The organism is Streptosporangium sp. NPDC051022, assembly GCF_040683035.1.
GTDB lineage: Bacteria > Actinomycetota > Actinomycetes > Streptosporangiales > Streptosporangiaceae > Streptosporangium.
The window spans coordinates 244,339-264,474 of the sequence record NZ_JBFBCF010000003.1; the positions used below are offsets into that span (position 1 = coordinate 244,339).

Annotated in this window: 19 protein-coding genes and 2 pseudogenes; 13 read left to right on the plus strand and 8 right to left on the minus strand. The window is 70.9% G+C overall.

The features are described 5' to 3' along the window. Together AB0N02_RS07795 and AB0N02_RS07800 are read left to right on the plus strand one after the other, a co-directional pair. Positions 1-572, plus strand: a pseudogene (locus AB0N02_RS07795) (hypothetical protein); the annotation flags it as partial. 80 nt (positions 573-652) lie between these two features. Next, positions 653-2,236, plus strand: a complete 1,584-nt coding sequence (locus AB0N02_RS07800) for a Na+/H+ antiporter (RefSeq protein WP_363943781.1) — start codon at positions 653-655, stop codon at positions 2,234-2,236. A gap of 44 nt (positions 2,237-2,280) precedes the next feature. Here AB0N02_RS07800 and AB0N02_RS07805 read toward each other — a convergent pair whose 3' ends face one another. Then, positions 2,281-2,538: a UBP-type zinc finger domain-containing protein gene (locus AB0N02_RS07805; protein ID WP_363943783.1), complete on the minus strand. Its 258-nt coding sequence runs from the start codon at positions 2,536-2,538 to the stop codon at positions 2,281-2,283. Between the two features lie 409 nt (positions 2,539-2,947). Here AB0N02_RS07805 and AB0N02_RS07810 point away from each other — a divergent pair, with 409 nt between their 5' ends. The 3 genes from AB0N02_RS07810 (at position 2,948) to AB0N02_RS07820 (ending at position 4,069) form a co-directional block, all read left to right on the plus strand. Next, complete coding sequence (locus AB0N02_RS07810) at positions 2,948-3,346, plus strand: hypothetical protein (RefSeq protein WP_363943785.1); 399 nt, start codon at positions 2,948-2,950, stop codon at positions 3,344-3,346. Positions 3,347-3,407: 61 nt separating this feature from the next. After that, positions 3,408-3,749, plus strand: a complete 342-nt coding sequence (locus tag AB0N02_RS07815; protein ID WP_363943787.1) for a DUF202 domain-containing protein — start codon at positions 3,408-3,410, stop codon at positions 3,747-3,749. Further along, positions 3,746-4,069: a DUF202 domain-containing protein gene (locus AB0N02_RS07820; RefSeq protein ID WP_363943789.1), complete on the plus strand. Its 324-nt coding sequence runs from the start codon at positions 3,746-3,748 to the stop codon at positions 4,067-4,069. The genes AB0N02_RS07815 and AB0N02_RS07820 overlap by 4 nt, the downstream gene beginning before the upstream one ends. Positions 4,070-4,368: 299 nt before the next feature. Here AB0N02_RS07820 and AB0N02_RS07825 read toward each other — a convergent pair whose 3' ends face one another. Continuing rightward, complete coding sequence (locus tag AB0N02_RS07825) at positions 4,369-5,214, minus strand: NAD(P)H-binding protein (protein ID WP_363943791.1); 846 nt, start codon at positions 5,212-5,214, stop codon at positions 4,369-4,371. 98 nt (positions 5,215-5,312) lie between these two features. Here AB0N02_RS07825 and AB0N02_RS07830 point away from each other — a divergent pair, with 98 nt between their 5' ends. Beyond that, complete coding sequence (locus tag AB0N02_RS07830; protein ID WP_363943792.1) at positions 5,313-6,326, plus strand: WYL domain-containing protein; 1,014 nt, start codon at positions 5,313-5,315, stop codon at positions 6,324-6,326. A 278-nt stretch (positions 6,327-6,604) separates the two neighbouring features. Beyond that, positions 6,605-7,330, plus strand: a complete 726-nt coding sequence (locus tag AB0N02_RS07835) for a hypothetical protein (protein WP_363943794.1) — start codon at positions 6,605-6,607, stop codon at positions 7,328-7,330. Between the two features lie 127 nt (positions 7,331-7,457). Here AB0N02_RS07835 and AB0N02_RS07840 read toward each other — a convergent pair whose 3' ends face one another. Then, complete coding sequence (locus AB0N02_RS07840; protein WP_363943796.1) at positions 7,458-8,684, minus strand: helix-turn-helix domain-containing protein; 1,227 nt, start codon at positions 8,682-8,684, stop codon at positions 7,458-7,460. A gap of 342 nt (positions 8,685-9,026) precedes the next feature. On the opposite strand from AB0N02_RS07840, the gene AB0N02_RS07845 reads away from it, so the two are divergent. Then, entirely contained in the window at positions 9,027-9,653 is a 627-nt protein-coding gene (locus AB0N02_RS07845; RefSeq protein ID WP_363943798.1) for a hypothetical protein, read from the plus strand. Between the two features lie 199 nt (positions 9,654-9,852). Here AB0N02_RS07845 and AB0N02_RS07850 read toward each other — a convergent pair whose 3' ends face one another. The 3 genes and pseudogenes from AB0N02_RS07850 to AB0N02_RS07860 form a co-directional block, all read right to left on the minus strand. Continuing rightward, positions 9,853-10,665 carry a neutral zinc metallopeptidase gene (locus AB0N02_RS07850; protein WP_363943800.1) on the minus strand — a complete coding sequence of 271 codons (813 nt, stop codon included), beginning with the start codon at positions 10,663-10,665 and terminating at the stop codon, positions 9,853-9,855. Positions 10,666-10,813: 148 nt separating this feature from the next. Beyond that, a complete protein-coding gene (locus tag AB0N02_RS07855) occupies positions 10,814-11,434 on the minus strand; it encodes a lytic transglycosylase domain-containing protein (RefSeq protein WP_363943802.1) in 621 nt (206 codons plus the stop codon). Between the two features lie 324 nt (positions 11,435-11,758). Continuing rightward, positions 11,759-12,049, minus strand: a pseudogene (locus AB0N02_RS07860) (transglycosylase SLT domain-containing protein); the annotation flags it as partial. Positions 12,050-12,384: 335 nt separating this feature from the next. On the opposite strand from AB0N02_RS07860, the gene AB0N02_RS07865 reads away from it, so the two are divergent. Further along, a complete protein-coding gene (locus AB0N02_RS07865) occupies positions 12,385-12,870 on the plus strand; it encodes a glutathione peroxidase (RefSeq protein ID WP_363943804.1) in 486 nt (161 codons plus the stop codon). On the opposite strand, the gene AB0N02_RS07870 is transcribed toward AB0N02_RS07865, so the two are convergent. Then, positions 12,842-13,840, minus strand: coding sequence for a LacI family DNA-binding transcriptional regulator (locus tag AB0N02_RS07870; protein WP_363943806.1), 999 nt, complete (start codon positions 13,838-13,840; stop codon positions 12,842-12,844). The genes AB0N02_RS07865 and AB0N02_RS07870 overlap by 29 nt on opposite strands. 176 nt (positions 13,841-14,016) lie before the next feature. Between AB0N02_RS07870 and ugpC the strand changes: the two genes are divergently transcribed. Then, positions 14,017-15,237, plus strand: a complete 1,221-nt coding sequence (gene ugpC / locus AB0N02_RS07875; protein ID WP_363943808.1) for a sn-glycerol-3-phosphate ABC transporter ATP-binding protein UgpC — start codon at positions 14,017-14,019, stop codon at positions 15,235-15,237. A gap of 187 nt (positions 15,238-15,424) precedes the next feature. Here the strand turns inward: ugpC and AB0N02_RS07880 are convergent, their stop codons facing one another. After that, a complete protein-coding gene (locus AB0N02_RS07880) occupies positions 15,425-16,177 on the minus strand; it encodes an SDR family oxidoreductase (protein ID WP_363943810.1) in 753 nt (250 codons plus the stop codon). 129 nt (positions 16,178-16,306) lie between these two features. On the opposite strand from AB0N02_RS07880, the gene AB0N02_RS07885 reads away from it, so the two are divergent. The 3 genes from AB0N02_RS07885 (at position 16,307) to AB0N02_RS07895 (ending at position 20,124) form a co-directional block, all read left to right on the plus strand. Continuing rightward, entirely contained in the window at positions 16,307-17,470 is a 1,164-nt protein-coding gene (locus AB0N02_RS07885; RefSeq protein WP_363943811.1) for a PQQ-dependent sugar dehydrogenase, read from the plus strand. Between the two features lie 563 nt (positions 17,471-18,033). Further along, positions 18,034-18,186 (plus strand): hypothetical protein, encoded by a 153-nt coding sequence (locus AB0N02_RS07890; RefSeq protein ID WP_363943812.1) that lies wholly within the window; start codon positions 18,034-18,036, stop codon positions 18,184-18,186. 72 nt (positions 18,187-18,258) lie between these two features. Beyond that, a complete protein-coding gene (locus AB0N02_RS07895) occupies positions 18,259-20,124 on the plus strand; it encodes a DUF4012 domain-containing protein (protein WP_363943814.1) in 1,866 nt (621 codons plus the stop codon). The last annotated feature ends 12 nt before the right edge of the window (positions 20,125-20,136 follow it).

Below are 20,136 nucleotides of genomic sequence, written 5' to 3' on the forward strand. Positions count from 1 at the left end.
ACGCGGTGCCCTCCCAGCAACCGGACCCGTACGCCGTCTCCTCACAGCAGCCGGACCCCTACGCCGTGCCGTCCCAGCAGCCGGACCCCTACGGCGCGCCGCCCGCCAGGCAGCGGCCCGTCGATCCCTTCGCCCCGCACTCCGACCAGTTCCCGGCCCAGGGCCGCCAACCGGCCGCCGACCCCTACGCCTCCTCCGATCCCTACGCCACGCCGGGAAACTCGACCGACCCGGCCGGATTCCCCGCCTACGGCACGGGACAGGCCGCCGACCCCTACGGCTACCCCGCTCCCTCCCAGCCCGATCCCTACGCGTTCGGGGGCCGGCAGCCGGCTTCACAGGCCGGTCATCCGGCGGATCTGCGCGACCTGTACGGCTCGCCGCCCTCCTACCAGGAACCGCCCTCCTATCAGGAGCCGCCCTCCTACCAGGAGCAGGACGTGGACCCGTCGGACCCGCTGGGCATATTCGGGCAGTCCGACCAGAGGCGGCCGCGTCCCTACGTCCAGGACCCGCCGCACTCGACCGGCGAGCGGCTCCGTCCCGAGCGGGAGGAACGCCGCGACTGGTGAGACCGGTGAGGCGGCGTACCGGGGCCGACGCGGTGGCGGAGGTCCCGTAGTCTGATCTCCCAAAACCGGGCAGGAGTGGGATGAATCAGGCATCAGCCGTACAGCTTCTGGTCGTCCCGATCATCGCGATCGCGGTGGCCGCCGTGGCCAGGCGCAAGGGATGGCCCTCGCCGCTGCTGCTGGTGTCGGCGGGGCTGGTGCTGTCGCCGCTGGTTCCCGGCTACGAGCTGGACCCCGAGCTGGTCCTGCTGGTGTTCCTGCCGCCGCTGCTCTACTCCGCCGCCATCGACAGCTCCTACCTGAGGCTCAAGGCGGTGCGCCGCCCGGTCGCCCTGCTGTCGATCGGGCTGGTGCTGTTCACCACGCTGGTCATCGGCTGGGTCGTCCACCTGCTCCTTCCCTTCCTGCCGCTGGCGGCCGCGTTCGCGCTGGGCGCGATCGTGGCGCCCCCCGACGCGGTCGCCGCCGTCGCGGTGGCCCGCAGGCTCGGGCTGCCCCGCAAGGTGGTCGCCATCCTGGTGGGGGAGAGCCTCTTCAACGACGCCACCGCGCTCACCGCCTACCGGGTGGCCATCGCCGCCGCGCTGGGGGAGGGGATCAGCTGGCTGGACGCCGTGGGCCGTTTCCTCTACACGGCGGCGGGCGGCGTGGTGGCCGGACTCGCGCTCGCCTGGTGCCTGACCTGGATCCTGCTGAGGGTGCGGGACGCGCTGGTCGAGAACACCGTCATGCTGCTCATCCCGTTCGGCGTCTACCTGGCGGCCGAGGCCGTCCACGTGTCCGGCGTGATCGCCGTGGTGGTCGTCGGCCTCTACGTCGGCCACCACATGCCCAGCGCGGGCTTCGGCACCCGGCTGCTGTCCGACGCCGTCTGGCGGGTCGTGGACTTCTTCCTGGAGACGGTCGTCTTCGTACTGATCGGCCTGCAGCTATGGCCGATCATGGAGGCGCTGCGGGGAGCCGATCCCTGGAAACTCGCCGGGATGGCGCTGGCGGTCTTCGCCGCCGCGGTGCTCTCCCGGATCGTCTGGGTCGTGCCCGGCATCTACCTTCCCCGGATCCTGTCCGAGAGGATCCGCAGGCGCGAGCCGAACCCGCCGCCCTGGCAGTACGTGGCCGTCGTCAGCTGGGCGGGCATGCGCGGGGTGGTCTCCCTCGCCGCCGCCTTCGCCATCCCGCCGGACTTCCCCGGCCGGGCCACGCTGCTCTTCCTCACCTTCGTGGTGGTGATCGGCACCCTGCTGGTCCAGGGGATGTCGTTCCCGGCGCTCATCCGGCGGCTGAGGATCTCCAACCAGGAGGAACTCTTCAACGACAACCTCTCCGAGGCCGCGGCGCAGCAGGCGGCCGCCGCCGCCGAGCTGGCCCGGCTGGAGGAACTGGTCGCCGAGGGCGTCTCCGACGTGCACCAGGAGGTCGTCGAGCAGCTCAGATCACGGGCCGAACGCCGGGCGCTCACCGCCTGGGAGCGTCTGGGCGGCGGTACGGGGCCGCAGGGCGAGGAGACACCGAGCGCCCTCTACCGGCGGCTGCGCAGAGAGATGCTGGCGGCAGGGAGAGAGGTGTTCGTACGCCTCCGCGACGAGGGGCGCATCGACGACGAGGTGCTCACCAGGGTCATGCACGAGCTCGACTTCGAGGAGGCCACCCTGGAGCGCGACTGAGGAACGTCTCCCGCGACGCCCGGTGGCGTCGCGGGAGACGCGCCTCAGCCGATGACGTTGTCGACGTAGCACCAGCGCCAGTTCTCACCCGGTTCGAAGGAGGCGACGACCGGGTGGCCGATCTCCTTGAAGTGGGCGGTCGCGTGCTTGCTCGGTGAGGAGTCGCAGCAGCCGATGTGCCCGCACGACAGGCATCTGCGCAGGTGGACCCAGCTTCCGCCGGAGGCCAGGCACTCCTCGCACCCTTCGGGGGTGCGAGGGGACGGGTCCTGGGCTTGTGCGATGTGATCGCAAGTGGACATTTTTCCCCTTATATGGATCTTTGACGCTGATCGTACGACCGGAGGCGTCATCCCGCTCGGGTGCCCTCTATGCCGAATATAAACCCCCCAAAGCTCAACATAACGGGCTTCCGTTTCGCCGTGGGCCCTCCCGATGTCCCCTCGCCGTCCGTCCGCCGTCCGTCCGCCGTCCGTCCGGCCCCGCTCCCGGCTCCCGCTCCCGGCCGGGCGGCAGGTCCGCGCCTCCGGCCTGCGCGTCCGGCCTGCGGGTCCGGCCCGCGGACCCGGTTCGCGCACCCGGTGGAACGACGCGGTGGCCGTGTTTCCCCGATGTCCTCTCGGTGACCGTTCGCTGTCCCCTCGGTGCCTGCCCACTGCCCGCCCGGCGCGATCGCGCTCGCCGTACCGGTCCGTTGGGTAGGGTCTGACCATGCGCCCCCTTCCGCGACGAATTCCCGCTCTCGCCGCCTCCGCACTGGCCGCTGTTCTCGTCACCACCGGATGCTCGGAGCTCCAGCAGGTCTCCGACGGCGTCGACAAGGCCCAGCAGTGCCTGCAGGCCGCGGGCATCGTCACCGACACGGTGAAGAAGATCACCGGTCTGGCCGACGACCCGGCCGCGATGGAGAAGGCGCTGAACGACGGGGCCGCCAAGCTGGGCGACCTGGCGGACAAGGCATCCAACACCACGCTCAAGCAGGCCGCCGACGACATCGCCGGCACCCTGCAGGATCTGAACGTCACCGACGCCAACAGTGCCATCGACGCCCTGCAGAAGGCGGGGAACGAGTCGGTGAAGTGGGTCCAGCAGCTGACCGACGCCTGCTAGCCGGAGCTTCACGCATTCCCGGGTTCTCGATGGGAAATGGTGCTGAAATAGCGTCGGCGATATGGACGCATCTGGGAATGAACCAGACCCCCGCTTCACACTTGCGAACGAACGAACCTTCCTGACCTGGCTGAGCACGTCGCTCGCGCTGAGCGCGGGCGGCGTCGCCATGGCCGCCGTCTCCGCCGACGTCTTCGTCCCCTGGATGCGGAACGCGCTGGCGCTCACCCTGGTGTCGCTGTCGGCCCTGTGCGCCGCGATGGCCTACCCCCGCTGGCGCAGGGTCCAGCGTGCCCTGCGCCGTGCCGCGCCGCTGCCGGAGCCCGCCCTCGCCCCCCTCCTCGGGTACGGCGTGGCGGCCGTCGCCGTGCTCGCCATGGTCCTCATCCTCATGGGCCGATGATCCCCATCTGGGACGAGGGCCTGCAGAACGAGCGCACCCGGCTCGCCTGGGTCCGCACCGCCGCCGTGCTGGCGGTCGGCAGCCTGGGTGCGGGCGGCATCGTCCTGCGCGCCGGAGTCTCCCCGCTCGTCCTCATCCCCTTCGCCCTGGCCTCGGTGAGCGGCACGCTCCTGCTGACCCGTACCGGCGTCCGCTACCGGCGCGTCCAGCGCGCCCTGCACGAGGGCGATCCCCTCGACGACAGGGTCGACGCCGTCGTCGCCTGGCTCGGCACCCTCACCGTCGTCGTGGGGGCGGCCCTCTTCGTCGTCGTCCGGTAGATCCGCCCGCTGGGAGCTGGTCGGGAACAAGACAGGAGCGACACGTCCGGGCTCAGCCCGCTGCCGAAGGTCTTCGAGCAGGAGGGCCGGTTCCCCCGCCATGGCCGCACCACGCGCCACCGGGCACCTGTTCGTCGACCGCGACAAGCGGATCCGGCGGAGCTCATCAGCCGGCGGTACCTGGCAGGCGGCGCGGTCCAAGCGCCCTCTCCCTGTCCGCTCGGTCCTGGCGGCTCACGATGGCCGGGCGGATTCGGTTTCGGCGGCTCCTGCCCGGCCATCGCGTCTGCCCGGCCCCGTCAGGCGGCCTCGAAGTCGGCTCGGTGGTCGGCGGCCCACTCCGCCAGAGCGCGGCCCGGCCGCCCGGTCACTGCCGTAACGGGACGTGGGACGTCGGGGACGGTGAGGGTGTCGTGCCAGTAGTCGAGCAGCATCTTCATCACGGGCTCGGGGATGAACTGTGCGGTCTCGGCGCGGAACTCCCCGGGCGTGATCTCCACCAGCGGGATTTCCAGTCCCAGGGTCTCGCCGATGATCGCCACCTGCTCGGAGCGGGTCAGGGCTTCCGGGCCGGTGAGCGGGATCGCCTCCCCCAGATGATCGTCGGAGAGCAGGGTCCCGGCGGCGGCCTCGGCGACGTCGTACTCGTGGATCGGGGCCTGTGCCGATGCGAGGTACGGCGCCCGGATCGGTGCGCCGGAGCGGATCTGCCAGGCCCAGGAGAGCAGGTTGCTGGCGAAGGTGCCGGGCCGCAGGATCGTCCAGGCGTCGGTGCGGTCGGTCACGGCGGCCTCGACCGCGGTGTGGTGGAGCTGGCTCGCCGAGCCGTGGTCGCGCTGGAACTCCTTCGCGGCGGCGAGGGAGGACAGCACGGTGAAGCGGTGGACGCCGTGGGCGGTGGCCGCGGTGACGAACGCGTCGACGCCCTGGGCGGGGAAGACGAAGGCGCGATCGACATCGTCGAACACCTCCGACCCGAGCGTGGTGGCGTCGGCCAGGTCGCCGGTGACGACCTCGACCCCGGCTGGCAGATCCGCGTCATCGGGCTTGCGGGTCAGCGCACGTACGGCGGCGCCGCGGGCGAGCAGGGTCGTGACGAGGTGACGGCCGACAGCGCCGGTCGCGCCGGTGACGAGGATGGTCAAGATGGCTCACCTTAGGGAAGTGGTGCCGGTCCGTCCGGCTTGAACTCCAACCTAAGGAAGGTTTAGGACATTTTCTGTCCGTATTTCTACTAGCCTTGATGAGTATGTCGGAACAGAGCACGACCGAGCGGGCGCTGCGCCTGCTGGAGCTGCTGCAGGCCCGCCGGTCCTGGAGCGGTGGCGAGCTCGCCGACCGCCTCGGCGTCGACGGCCGCACACTCCGGCGGGACGTGGAGCGGCTACGGGGCCTCGGCTATCACATCGAGGCACGTCGCGGCCCCGACGGCGGCTACCGGCTGTCCACGGGCAGCGACCTGCCGCCGCTGGTGTTCACCCCGGACGAGGCACTCGCCGTGGCCGCCGCCCTCGCCTCGTCGGCTGCCAACGGCGCTGCCGGCGGGGGCGAGGTCGCGCTCACCGCTCTGGCCAAGATGGAGCAGGTGATGCCCCCGGCGGTGCGTCGGCGGGTGCGGGCGCTGCGTTCCTCGGTCGCCTTCGGCGGCACACCGAATGCGGTGGCCGGCGCGTATCCGGCTCCGATGAACGCCGACGTGCTGGCGGTCCTGGCGCTGGCGTGCCGGGATGCGGAGCGGGTCCAGCTGCGTGTGATGAGCACCGGGGGCGCCGACACCGGACGGGAGTCCCCGAGCCACGTCGAGCCTGCCGCCCTGGTGCCCCGGCAGACCCGGTGGTTCCTCGTGTGCCGCGACCTCGACCGTGGCTGGCGGGTGTTGCGCGTCGATCGGATCACGCGAGCGTCGGCGACGGGCGTGCGCTTCGAGCCGCGGGAGGTCCCCGGAGGCGATCCGGTCGCGTTCGTCACCAGCCGGCTCGGCGCTCCGCCTCGGAGACATACGGCGACGATCCTGATCCACGCCCCGATCGAACAGGTACAGGCGTACATGGGTGGCTTCGCCGCGGACTTCGCCCCGACGACAACGGCCACCGGTCAGGCGGCGACCCACTGGCGCATCGCCGACGTACGTCTCGAGGTGCTCGCCGGCGGCCTGCTCTGGGTGCGATGGCCCTTCGAGGTGATCGACTCTCCCGAGCTCGCCGCCCTGCTGCGGGACCGAGCCGCAGCCTTCGCCTTCGCCGCCGACCCGCGCTGAAGCCGACCCACGCTGGCCGATTCACCGGGCCGTCACGACCAAGGGTCTCTCGCGGGCAAGGGGACACGCGTTCGGAGCGGAGGGTCAGCGAGCACCGCTCGACCTACTTCGGGGCCGGGGACACGTTCGGGAGCGGAGGGCCGGCAGGGAGAGGACCGAATGGGAGCGGGCGAAAAAGGCGTAGATGTATGTACATATCCAGCCGATAGGACGTCCAGCGCGTCGTTATCGGGCCTGAGTGCTCCTGATCCGAGGAAAATGGGGCAGGATATCGCAGCATGTCACGCTTCGATGATCTGCCCGGTTACGCGGCGTCGATCGCTCCGCTGATCGACGCCGTCCACCTCGGCGTCCACATCGCGAGCCGGCCGCTCGGACGGGAGCTCGCCGAGCGCTGGGGACTTCAGACGGACCTGCTGGTCGATCTTCGATGCGTGCTTCCGCTCCGGCCGCTCACCCCCGGCGGGCTGACCGCGCTCTACCGCTACAACCCCTTCGACGGCACCGAGCTCGACATCCAGATCGCCCAGGGCGCGCTCGTCGCGGGTCACGGCGGAACGCTGCACGCGACGGACAGGGCGCTCGGCTTCATCGCGGAGCTGTACGAGCTGCACGCTACGGTGATCGGGGAGATGTGGGCGGCCCACGCCGACCGGCTGTCCGAGCTGGCCGGTCTCGCCGGACGGCTCGTCGCGGCCGCCGAGGGCAGTGCCGGTGCGGCCTTCACCCAGGCGGCGCCGCCCTACGAACCGGAGGGAACGCCCGGCGGAGTGCTGCTGTTCAACCGCCTGGCCGCGCTGCGCTACCACCGCGCCGACGCCCACGCCTCCGCCTGGCGGGACGCTGGTCTCACCGCCGGCCAGATCGTCGGCCTGCCCTCGGGGCCGCTCCGCGACGGGATCGAGGCGGAGACCAACCGCGGGGCGGCCGTGCCGTACGAGAGCCTGACCACGAGGGAACGCCAGGATCTGCTGGTGGGCCTGAGCGCCCTCGACCACTCCTAGTGTCCTGCGCCTGAAATTGTGTCCTGCGCCTGAAATTCGTCGGCGATATCGTGCGGCTGAACTTCAGGTGCAGGACACCGGCGTCTCTCCCCGGTCCCGCCCCGGCGACGGGCGGGGCAGACGCGTCTCAGCGGGCGGTCTCCCGCCCGGAGGGCCGCCCTTCCTGCTGTTTCCGGTACGCCTGGTCGCAGTTCTCCCAGTGGCTGAAGTCCCGGTTCTGGCTCCACAGGCGACGGGCCGCCTGGATGTTCCACTCGGGATCGAACGCCTTGAGGGGGGTGCCGCCGAGCTCTTCCAGCCGGTGGTCGGAGATCTGGAAGACGCCCCAGTTACGCGTGCCGTTGACGTTGGGCAGCGAGTAGAAGGGGTCCAGGAACGACATGCACCGGGCGATGCCGGCCGCGCGGTCGGGCTCCTCGGGGAAGACCTGCCTGATCCGCTGCTCGACCCTCTGCGGAGGCCATCTCCGCATTTTCACGCCCCCCGCGTAGAGCGCCTTCTTCGTGGTCTCGTCCACCAGCCCGTTCGGGCGCAGTCCCGCCACCACCTGGAAGGCCACCACGTTCCTGAGGGTGCCGGGGCCGAAGTCGGCGTCCGCCTCCAGCAGCCCGCCGGTCCCGATGAGGAGTCTCTGCAGTTCCCGGACGCACTCGTCGTGCTCCCCCAGCGCCATCGCCGGCGGGCAGGCGCGGGACAGCAGAAGGGGCTGCTCGCCCGACGGCTGCGCGACACCCTCCGTCGAGGTGGACGTCATGGCCGTGATCACCATCGCACCGGCGACGGCCACGGCACAGCCCACCGCGGCCACCAGGACGAGCCGCCACCGCGGGGAGAGGGCGCGGAGAAGGGCCTGAGCCGGACGGCCGGCCTTCTCCGTCTTCCTCCCCGCCTCCTCCGTTTTCCTCTCCGCGTCCGCGGAGCCCGGATCCCGCTCGTCGTCCCGGCTCTCGGGCTCCTCCTCCGGGGAACGCCCGCCCTTCGCGTCTTTCTGGCCCGAGGGCGTTCCGGCCGCCCTGAGCCGTGTCTGCGCGGTCTCGGCGCGAATCCATAGGCGGTGGAGTTCGAAAAGCTCTTCAGAGGTCGCTCCGCACGCCTTCGCTATGCGCTCGGCCGTGCCGAAGTCGGCCGGCACTCCTTTTCCTGAACAGTAACGATGCACGGCTGAGCCGCTTATTCCCGTGCGTTTGGCAAGCGCTTCGTAGGTGCGTCCCGCGTTTTCCTTCATGCGCCGCAGGCAGTCGGCAAACTCCTCAAGATCGCGCTCAGTCATCACACGCTCCTCGGGACCGGCAAATCGTCGACTTATCCCACCACGACATCCCATGGTCCGCCAAAACAGCAGCTCAAAGACCATTTCTCATCCCATCGTCCCAACTCGAAGATCCCCCTTGACCTCATGGGATGGCGATCACAAATCTGGTTGTCAATGCGACGGGCGCACCAGGAAGAAAGGATCCGGAACACAACGGGGGCGGATATCGCCAAGCAGGAAAGCGAGTCCGGCGCACAGCGACGCCCCTCTCCCCCCGTCGGCCTCCGGCCCCGGACTGAAACGGCGGTGATGGCCGCCGAAACCCGGAGAGGGCGACCTCCCTTTTCAGCCGGACACCTTCCCTGGCCGGAACACCCCGATCCCGTTCACGCGACCACCGGGCGTGCACAGAACGCCGCCCGGACCCACAAGAAGGGAAATTTCATGCGGAAAATCATCAGAATGCTCGCAGTAATCGCCTCCGCGTCGGCGGCTCTCGCCGTCCCGCTCACGGCGGGATCCGCGCACGCCGACCCGGTCGTCCCCCTGGCCGACCCCAGCTCGCCGGCTCCGGCCGCGGTGTCCGCCCCGCTCACCGTCGAGGACGTTCTGCGGCTGAACCCCGCCGCCAAGCCCGCCGGCCCCAACCGGGTCGAGATCGCCGACGGCCTCTTCCTGTTACTCCCCGTGAAACCCGGAAGCGACGCGGTCGGCGCCTCCCTCGCCGCCTCCTGCGCCTACAAGAACCTCTGTGCCTGGGAGCACTCGGACATGACGGGATATGGACTCGCCTGGGAGAAGTGTGGTGAGTACAACCTCGGCGGCGCGCGTTACCCCGACGGCGCCTGGGTCGGGACCGGAGCCTCCGGCCCCAAGTGGAACGACCGCCTCTCCTCCGAGATCAACAACCAGACGCCCGGGCGGCGGGCCGAGTTCTATAACTGGGAGGGGCACTGGCAGCAGGTCTTCTGGACGTACGCCTATGACAGAAGGGCGAACTTCGCCATCGACAAGCGCATGGACAACGGCGGGCAGCTCAACGACATCATTGACATGGTCAAGCCCTGCTGACCGTTCCCCGTGAAGGCTCCGGCCGCCCTCCGCGGCCGGAGTGTGGGAAAGCCAGCCTCTCGGCGCCGCCGGCCCCGGCTCCTCGCGGGTCCCGGCGGCGCCGCCGTACGGTGCGCGCCGCAGTCTCCTCCGCCGGGTCCGGCCCGCCGATCCCTCCTGCAGGCCCGCCTCGTCGAAGACGCCGACCGCGTTCCGCGGGTCAGGACACCAGGGACGGTGTGGCGGTCCACGTGTCGCAGGCGGCGGGGGAGAGCGCGCGGCGGCCGCGCTCGAACCAGCGGACCCGGTCGGCGCCGGTGCCGTGGGTACGGTACTCGCCCTCGTCGCCGCTGGCCCTGATCGCCTCGGACAGCTCCCGCCAGTCCTGCCCGGTCCGTGACAGGGAGTGCCGGACGCTGCCCAGGAACACCCCCGCCAGGCAGTCCGCCTGAAGCTCGTAGCGGCGGCCGAGCTCGGCCCGGCGGGTGCGATCGGAGCGGGCGCGGGTCTCGTAGTCGTCCCTGATGCCGGTGAGGCTCTGCAGGTGGTGGCCGTATTCGTGGGCCGCGACCTTGAGGGGATACAGGTCGGTCCGGTTCTCGATCCAGGCGCCGGTCAGCGGGAACACCAGCGTGCCCCGTTCCGTGCAGTAGAAGGCCGCGGCTCCGGTGGGCCAGGGCACTCCGCACACGCGCTCGGCGGGCTCCTCGTAGAAACGGACCGCGGGCCTGCGAAAGCGCAGCCCGGCCTGGGCGAAGTGGGCGGACCACGATCCGTTCAGGCACCTCACGGCCGCCGTCAGGTACTCGCGCGTCCGGGGGACGCCTCCGTCGACGATCGGCGGCTCCGGGCACGAGGTGGCCGCCAGCCTGCCGGTCTTCAGCAGCGGGCTCCTGAACGGGGCGGCCTGCGCGACCCCGGAGGGCAGGACGGCGAGGGCGAGGCAGGTGGTCGCCAGGGCGGTTCGCAAGGCGGGGGAGGCCGGGCGTCGGGCGGGCCGCCGGACACGGGCGCCGGACAGGAGGGAGCGCATGGTCGGACAGCTTAGAACTCCCGGGAGCGGGCCGGGAGGTGTCCGCCGGGGCCGCGGACGGCTCGGGCGGAGTGGGTGGTGACGCCCGGGACCCGGTGGTCCCGGGCGTCCGGGGAGTGCTCCCTTCCCCTGGACACTCCCCGTGCGGTCAGTACCAGTTGCTGGACCGGAAATGACCCCAGGCGCCGCACGGTGACCCGTAACGGCTCTTGATGTAGCGCAGACCCCAGTGGATCTGCGTGACCGGGTTGGACCGCCAGTCCCCGCCGCTGCCGCTCATCTTCGAGCCCGGCAGCGCCTGGGGAATGCCGTAGGCACCCGATGACGGGTTGTGCGCCTCGTGGTCCCAGTTGCTCTCCCTGGTCCAGAGACTGTCCAGGCACTGGAACTGGTTCTGGGACCACGAACGGCGGGCGACGAGGCGAAACGCGATCGCCTTGTTGCTGCTCCTCGAAGGAGCCGCCGCTCTTCTGACCTTCGGTTTCGCCCGGGTGACCCAGACGGCCCGGTGGATTCTCATGGCCGGGACTCTCGCGGGCGGCGCCGCGATCTCCTGGGCTTCGCTGATCTCCCCGGTCGTCGTGGCCTCTCCCGGCAGACCGGTTTCGCCGATCCGGCCGGTATTCCCGGCGGACCCGCTCTCCTCGGCCGCCTCGATCTCCTCGATCCGGCCGCTCTCCTCGGCCCGGCCCACCGCCGTGGATCCGACCACGGTCGAGGCGGCGAGAACGGTCAGAACGGTGTTGCGCAGAACGCGGTAGCTGTTCACATTCATCCTTGTCCGCTGGCCGCGTGCGGGAGGGCGTGGGAGACCTGGATCCCCCGCGCGCTTGACGATCCGGCGCCCGTGGCTCGGGCGGGGACGCCCGCGTGGTCTCGCCGGCCCGTTTCCGGCATGAGACACCGCGACGTGTTTCTCTAGGCGGCTTTCTAGTACGCCGGGGGAGCGGCGACGGGTGCCTGTGACACGCGGAGAGAAGGTGTTTGCCCGATCTTCGCGGACTACGAGTGGTTCGGCGGGGAGCGCCTGACGGTGAGCGGTTCACCGAGGGAACAGGAGGATGTGAAAATCACCCCGTCTTGGGGTTTGGATCTAGTACCAGCCGCGTGACTGGAAATGCGCCCACGCTCCGCACGGCGAGCCGTAGCGCTGTTTGATGTATCCCAGACCCCATCTGATCTGCGTCCTGGGGTTGGTGCGCCAGTCACGGCCGGCGCTGGCCATCTTCCCGCCGGGCAGGGCCTGGGGGATGCCGTAGGCGCCGGAGGAGCGGTTGTGCGCCCGGTGGTTCCAGTTGCTCTCCCGGGCCCACAGCCTGCTGAGACAGCCGAACTGGCCCTTGCTCCAGCCTCGGGCGGACACCATGGGCGCGGCGATGGCCCGGTTGCTCAGCTGGGCGGAGGACGCCGCCGAGGCGGCCTGCGTGAACGTGACGCCGGTGCTGACGGCGAGCGCCGAGGTGACCAGCAGCGCGCTGGTGCGGCGTAGCGTCGGCATAGGAAAGTGACCTTTCGCCGGGTTCGGGGGACGTCGTCACGATGCCTCAGCGACTCCCGGCGGGCCAGCCGACAGGGTTTGTCAATGCTCTTGTCAAAGATTGGTTAGAAAACGATCAGTTCGCTGGTGAGGGGCTCGGCGTCTCACCTGTGGCGTCCATCACATTTCACTTTTTGGACTACATAACTCTCAAACGTGACAGCGGGATTAGGCTGCAGATCATGAGCATCCGTGATATTCCAATCCGCACTCTCGCCGACGCGCCCACCACGCTCGCCGAGCTGGCGGGGGACAAGAGCGTCCTCGTCGTGAATGTGGCCTCCCGGTGCGGCCTTACCCCGCAGTACACCGGCCTGGTCGAGCTCCAGCGGACCTACGGCGAGGCGGGGTTCACCGTCGTCGGAGTCCCCTGCAACCAGTTCATGGGGCAGGAGCCGGGCAGCGCCGAGGAGATCCAGGAGTTCTGTTCGACCACCTACGGCGTGGACTTCCCGCTGCTCGCCAAGACCGACGTCAACGGCGACGAACGGCATCCGCTCTACGCCTCGCTCACCGAGACGTCCGACGCCGACGGCGAGGCCGGGGACGTCCAGTGGAACTTCGAGAAGTTCCTGGTCTCGCGGGACGGAGAGGTGCTGGCCCGCTTCCGCCCGCGCGTCGAGCCGGGAGACCCCGCCGTCATCGCGGCGATCGAGAAGTCCCTCTAGGTCCGCAGCTGCCCCTGACGATCAGCTCGGTGGGCAGCAGCACGCCGCGCGGGCGCCTGGCGCCCGCGCGCAGGACCAGCTCGGCCGCGCGGTAGCCGATGTCCCGCGCCGGCTGGGCGATCACCGTCAGCGGGGGAGAGCACAGCTCGGCCCAGGGCACGTCGTCGAACATGATCAGTGACAGGTCCCTGGGCACCCGCAGGTCCAGTTCCCTGGCGGCGAGCACGGCCGCCTCGCCCAGCAGGTTGCCTCCGGCCAGCATGGCGGTCAGGTCGGGCCGGTGCTGGAACAGCCCGGCCGCGGCCGCGTACGCGGAGTCCCTGGTGCCGCGCGCGAGCACGATGAGATCCTCGTCCACCAGGGGGCCCAGCGCCCGGCGGAACGCCGACAGCCGCTGCTCCTGCCCCGGACCGCCGAGATAGGCGATGCGGCGGTGGCCCAGCCCCGTCAGGTAGTCCACCGCGGTCAGCACGCCGGCGCGGTCGTCGGCCAGCACCGAGGGCACGTCGTCACGCCCGGCCGCGGCCCGGTTGGCGAACACCGTGGTGATTCCCGCGCGCAGGGTGGGAGCCCAGCTCTCGCCGTCGCCGGAGGGCACCGCGATCACCCGGTCCACGCCCTGCTCCAGCAACATGCCGATCAGCTCGGCCTCGCGCTCCTCGTCGTCGCCGGTCGCGCCCAGGATCACCGGCTCGCCCGCCGAGCGCGCGCAGGCGAGCACGCCGTCCGCCAGCCGGCCGTAGAAGGTGTCGGTGATGTCGGGCAGCAGCAGCCCGATCCCGCCCGAGCGCTGCTGGCGCAGATTACGGCCGAGCGCGCTGGGGCGGTAGTCGAGCTGGGTCGCGACGTTCAGCACCCGCTCCCTGGTCTCGGGGCTGGCGGAGCCGCCGGACAGGACCCGCGACACCGTCGCCACCCCGACCCCCGCCGCCTCGGCGACATCCTTGATGGTGGTACGACGTATGTTCATGGAAACGATTCCAGCATATTTTCCGTGATCGTTCCAGCGCGGAGAGGTAACAGGTGCGCCGTTGACTAGGCTGTACCGGGGAAAGTCTTGACACGGATGTCCCTTTCCGGTGAGATGCATGAAAACGTATCCACATCGGGTGAACGCGGGGTTGGCCCGAGGCGCTAAGGACTGTCATGGCATCCATCGTTCTCAGCAAAGTCGACAAGATCTACGCAGGCGGTGTGAAAGCCGTGAACGGCCTTGACCTTGAGATCAAGGACGGCGAGTTCATGGTGCTGGTCGGCCCGTCCGGCTGTGGCAAGTCCACCGCGCTGCGCATGATCGCCGGCCTTGAGGACATCAGCGGCGGAGAGATCTCCATCGGTGGCCGGGTGGTCAACCACCTGCCCCCGAAGGACCGTGACATCGCCATGGTCTTCCAGAACTACGCGCTCTACCCGCACATGACGGTCGAGGAGAACCTGGCCTTCGGCCTCAAGCTCCGCAAGATGCCCAAGGCGGAGATCTCCAAGCGGGTCAACGAGGCCGCCAAGATGCTCGGCCTGGAGCAGTACCTCAAGCGCAAGCCCGCCGCCCTGTCCGGCGGTCAGCGCCAGCGTGTCGCGATGGGCCGCGCCATCGTGCGCGAGCCGCAGGCCTTCCTCATGGACGAGCCGCTGTCCAACCTGGACGCCAAGCTCCGCGTCTCCATGCGCGCCTCCCTCAACACCCTGCACGACCGTCTCGGCGTGACCACCGTCTACGTCACCCACGACCAGGTCGAGGCCATGACCCTCGGCGACCGCGTCTGCGTCCTGCGCGACGGCCTGCTCCAGCAGGTCGACACCCCGCAGAACCTCTTCGACAACCCGGTCAACCTGTTCGTCGCGGGCTTCATGGGCTCCCCGTCGATGAACTTCGTCAACGCCGAGCTGGTCCGCGGCGACGGCGGCGCCTTCGTCTCCTTCGCCGGCCTCAAGCTGCCGGTGCCCAACGAGACCTTCGCCGAGAAGATCGGCCTCGACCAGTGGATCGGCAGGAAGATCATCCTGGGCATCCGCCCCTCCGACTTCGACGACGCCACCGCCGCCAACGGCGCCGCCGGAAGCTGGAGCCGCCTGCAGGTCCGCGCCGAGGTCACCGAGGAGCTCGGCTCCGAGATCAACGTCCTGTTCCTGATCGACGCCCCGCCGGTCCAGCACCAGGACACCGTCGCGGCGGCCGACGCCGGTGACGAGGAGGAGGCGACGCTGCCGCTGGTCGGCGACAAGTCGCTGTGGACCGCCCGCGTCAACTCCCGCAGCCACGTCCGCCCCGGCCAGAACGTCGAGCTGGTCGTCGACACCCGCAACCTGCACTTCTTCGACCCGGTCTCCGGCCTGGCGATCGGCCACCCGGCCAACATCCACATCTGACCGATCCCGCGGACCGGAAGGGCCCGCGCCGCGACCCCCTCCCGCGGCACGGGCCCTTTCGCCGGTCGCGGGCCCGTGCACGGACGGCGGCCTCGCCGGCCGCGGGCGTCATCGGCCGCGGGCACCTCCGGGAGGGACGCATTCCCTCCCGGCCCGGGTCACCGTGCGGGAGGACGGCCCGGTGGCGTCACTTACGGCCGAGACGGCGGGAGATCCGGCCCGCCAGGTTGCGGGGGACGAGCCTCCCCGCCCCGACGATCACCTTGTAACGCAGGTCCGGTACGCTCACCCGCTTGCCGAGGGCCAGGTCCCGCATGGCCTCGTTCACCACGTCGTCGGCCGACAGCCAGAGGAAGTCCGGTATGCCGGAGGTGTCCATCGAGGCGCGGGAGTGGAACTCGGTCCGGACGAATCCCGGGCACAGGGCCATCACCCGTACGCGGGTGCCCGCCAGCTCCGCGGCCGTGGACTCGCTGTAGTTGACCACCCACGCCTTGGACGCGCTGTAGGTGCCCCGGGTGAAGAACGCCGCGACCGACGCGACATTGATCACCGCGCCCCGGTCGCGCTGCCGCATGCCGGGCAGCGCGGCCATCGTCAGCCGCAGCACCGCCTCGCAGTGCACCTTCAGCATCCGCAGCTCGTCGGAGACGGGGACGTCGAGGAACGAGCCGTGATGGCCGAAACCCGCGTTGTTGACCAGCAGGTCGACTCCCTGGCGGAGCCGCTTCTCCACCTTCTCCAGCCCCTCCTCCGCCGCCAGGTCCGCGGCGAGCACCTCGGCCTCCACCCCGTAGCGCAGGCGCAGGTTCTCGGCGGAGGCCGTCAGGCGGTCCTCGTCGCGGGCGACCAGGACGAGGGAGAATCCGTCGGCGGCCAGGCGGCGGGCGAACGCGGCACCGATGCCGGCCGTCGCGCCCGTGATCAGTGCTGAGGGCATGCCCGAAGTGTAGAGACCGCGGACCCCGGTCCGGCAACTCGCCCGGCCGGTGGGGGAGGCCGCCGCGCTCCCTCCGGGTCGTGGCGGATCCGATCCGCGTCCGGCTCCGGAAGCGTTCATGATGGGGGCATGAGGAACGTGTCGATCTCCCGCCGGACCGGGATGGGAGCGGCCGCGCTGTGCGCGGTCCTGGCGGCCGGCGCGGTGGCCTGTTCCCCGTCAGGCCCCGCCACGTCCACCGGATCCGCCGCGCGGTCCCCGGCCGCCCCGCAGGCCGTGACCCCGGTGCGGTTCACCGAGATCGCGCGGCTCGACATGCCGGTGGCGATGGCCGTGCGCAAGGGCGACCGGACCCTCTACGTGGCCGAGCAGAGCGGACGGCTGCGCGCGGTGACGGACGGCAGGGTCGCCCCGGAACCGGTCGTCGACCTCTCGGCGGAGGTGAGCAGGGGAAACGAGCAGGGACTGCTCGGCGTCGCCTTCCACCCCGGAGGCGACTTCCTCTACCTCGACTGGACCGACGCCGAGGGACACACCCACGTCACCGAGTGGGCCTTCGCCGGCGGCAAGGCCACCGGGCGTAGGGACGTGCTCTTCCAGCGGCAGCCGTACGCCAACCACAACGGCGGGCAGCTCGCCTTCGGGCCCGACGGCCACCTCTACGTCGCCTTCGGCGACGGCGGCAGCGGGGGAGACCCGGACGGCAACGGCCAGAACACCGGCACCTGGCTGGGGAAGATCCTCAGGATCGATCCGCGCGGCACGCCGTACCGGGTGCCCGACGGTAACCCGTTCGCCGGCAGGCAGGGCGCCAGGCCCGAGATCTGGGCGTACGGCCTGCGCAACCCCTGGCGGTTCAGCTTCGACCGGAAAACGGGGGACATGTGGATCGGCGACGTCGGCCAGGACTCCTGGGAGGAGGTCGATTTCGCGCCGCGGGGAAAGGGCGGCCAGAACTACGGCTGGAATCGCAGGGAGGGTAATCACCCGTTCCGCGGTGAGGCGCCCGCGGAAACGGTCGCTCCGGTCATCGAGTATCCCTTGCGTGAGGGCGGGAACTGTTCGGTGATCGCCGGATATGTGTACCGTGGAGAGCGCATTTCCGAACTCGCTGGACATTTCCTTTATGGCGATTTCTGTGCCGGATGGGTGAGATCCGTCGCCGCCGACCGTCCCGGGCCGGGAATGGAGATCGGTCGCGTCGAGCAGCTGTCGTCCTTCGGCGAGGACAACGAGGGCGAGCTGTACGCCCTCAGCCTGACGGGTCCGCTCTACCGGCTGGACGCACGCTGATCCTCGGCCCCGCCTGACGTCTCACGGGGCGTCCCCCGTGCCGCCCCTCCCGTGCCGCGCGCCGTTCCGCGTGATGTTCCGCGTGCGGTGGGCCCGATCCGTATGACGTCCCGCGCCGGTTCCGCGCGCCGCCGCTCCGGCGTGCGCAGCGTTTCATGTCGCGTTTCGTGCGGCGCGCGGTGTGCCTCCGGTGGAGGCCGGTTCGCCCAGTGTCAACGGACGTAGAACAGTCGGCGATCCTTCGGTAAGGCCCGCAGGTTGCGGGGACCGCCCTTTGTGGTGGTCGATATAACGGGTTCCGTGGAGATGCCACTCATATTACGGATGTCATCTTCCGGAGCCTGAATTCAACGCTGGCGGGGAGTTTGAAATGGCTGGAAAACGCACGATACCTGTTCTGCTCGGGGTGGCCCTGGGAACCGCCGGGCTCGTACCCCTGACCGCGGGAACGGCGGTCGCCGAAATACACGTGTCCGCCTCGGCGGCCGCCACGGACATGAAACCGCCGCCGCCCTACCCGCCACGTCCACGCCACCGCCACCATCACGATCACGATCGCGGTGGTGACGGAGGCAACGGCGGTAACGGCGGCAATGGCCATGGCGGCCGTGGCGGTCGCGGTGGCGGCGGCGGTGGTGGCGGCGGTGGTGGCGGTCGCGCTGGCGGTGGCGGTGGCGGTGGCGGCGGTGGCGGCGGTGGCGGGTTCCGCCTCGTAACGCCCAAGCACGGGTTCGCCGACCGAGACTTCACCGACAACCTCAAGAGGTTTGCCCGCAGCCACCTTTCCAGTGCCGACTAGGAACAGACGAAGAGTCCTCGCGGCCGGTCTGCTGGTCCCCGTCTCCGTCTTCGCGCTGGCCGGGGGCTGGTCGGTCCATTTGGGGCTGAGCGTGCGCGATCGTCTGGAGGAGACCAGGACCGCGCTGCTCCGGCTCCGTGCCCTGGCGGACGCGGGCGACCTCGGCGCGCTGGCCGGGGCGCTCGCGGACGCGCGCCGGCCCGCGGCCGAGGCGCGGCGGCTCACCGGCGGCCTGGACTGGACGATGCTCGCACATGCGCCCCTGGTGGGAGCGGGCGCGACCACCGTGCGCGGGCTGGCCGAGACCGCGGCCGAGTTGACCGACGTGCTGGCCGGCGTTCAGACGGCCGGGGCGGCGCTCACGGCGGCGAGGACACGCTCCCTGGGCGACATACGGCGGACGCTGGCCGATCTCGCCGCCGCGGCGCCGGTCCTGGACGCCGCGACCGTCCGGCTCACCCGGGCGGGTTCCCGGCTGGCGGACACCCCGGCGCGGACCGGGCTGGAGCCGCTGGACCGGGCGCGCGAGACCGCGCTGCGCGAGACGGACAGGCTGCGCGAACGACTCGGCGACGCGGCCGTCGCCGCCGCCCTGCTGCCTCCGATGCTCGGCCACGACGGCCCGCGCCGCTACTTCCTGGCCTTCCAGACCAACGCCGAGGCCCGGGGCACGGGAGGGCTGGTCGGCGCGTTCGGCGTGCTGGAGGCCGACCACGGCCGGATCGGCGTCCACGGGCTGGCCGCCAACACCGGCCTCGCCGAGAGCGCGACCCCCGTCACCGACTACGGCCCGGACTACCGCGCCCGCTACGGGCCGAGCGCGACCAGGCTGCTGTCCGTCTCCAACCTCTCCCCGCACTTCCCCTACGCCGCGGGCACCTGGGCCGAGCTGTGGGAACGGCAGAACCGGGGGCGGCTGGACGGCGCCGTCGCGACCGACCCGGTCGGCCTGTCCTACCTGCTGGAGCTCATCGGGCCGGTCACCCTCCCCGGCGGGGAGACGCTGACCGCGCAGAACGTCGTCGACCTCACCGAACGCGCGGCCTACGCCCGCTATCCCGACCCGGGGGAGCGCAAGCGGTTCCTTGTCGGCGTCGCCGGCGCCGTCGCCGACGCGCTGCCCGAGTCCTCCGCCGGGCCGACCAGGCTGTTGTCCGTGCTGTCCCGCATGGTGGGCGAGCGGAGGATCCAGATCTGGAGCCGCAGGCCGGCCGAGCAGCGGCTGCTGTCGGCGACCCCGCTCGCCGGTGTACTGCCGCGGCGCCCCGGCCCGTTCGCGGGACTGGTGGTCAACAACTCGGCGGGCGGCAAACTCGACTACTACCTGGATCGCTCCCTCGACTACGAGCTGGGCCCCTGCCAGGCGGGCCTGCGTCCCGCCCGGGTGCGCGTCCGGCTCGCCAACGACGTGCCGGGCGGCGAACTGCCCTCCTACGTCACCGACCGCCTCGACTCCCCGGGGCGCGAGCACGTGACCGGATCCAACCTGCTGTGGGTGTCGCTGTACGCCGGAGTCGGCGCCAAGCTCGACGCCGCGCGTCTCGACGGCCGCCGCGTGCGGGTCATCAGCGAGGTCGAGCGTTCCCACCCCGTCTACTCCGTGCTGCTGGAGCTCGATCCCCGGAAGTCGAGGACACTCGAGCTCGACCTGACCGAACCCGCGACATCCGCGGACGCCGTGCAGCCGCTGACCCCCGTGCAGCCGCTGGTCCGTCCCCAGCGCACCACGGTCACCCAGGACCCGCGGGGCTGCGCGCCGGCCGGCGCCGCCGTCCCCACCGCCGTGCCCACTGTCACCCCCGCCGTGCCCACTGTCACCCCCGCCGTCCCGGGCGGCGCTTCCGGCACCCGCTGAGGTCTCCGGCGG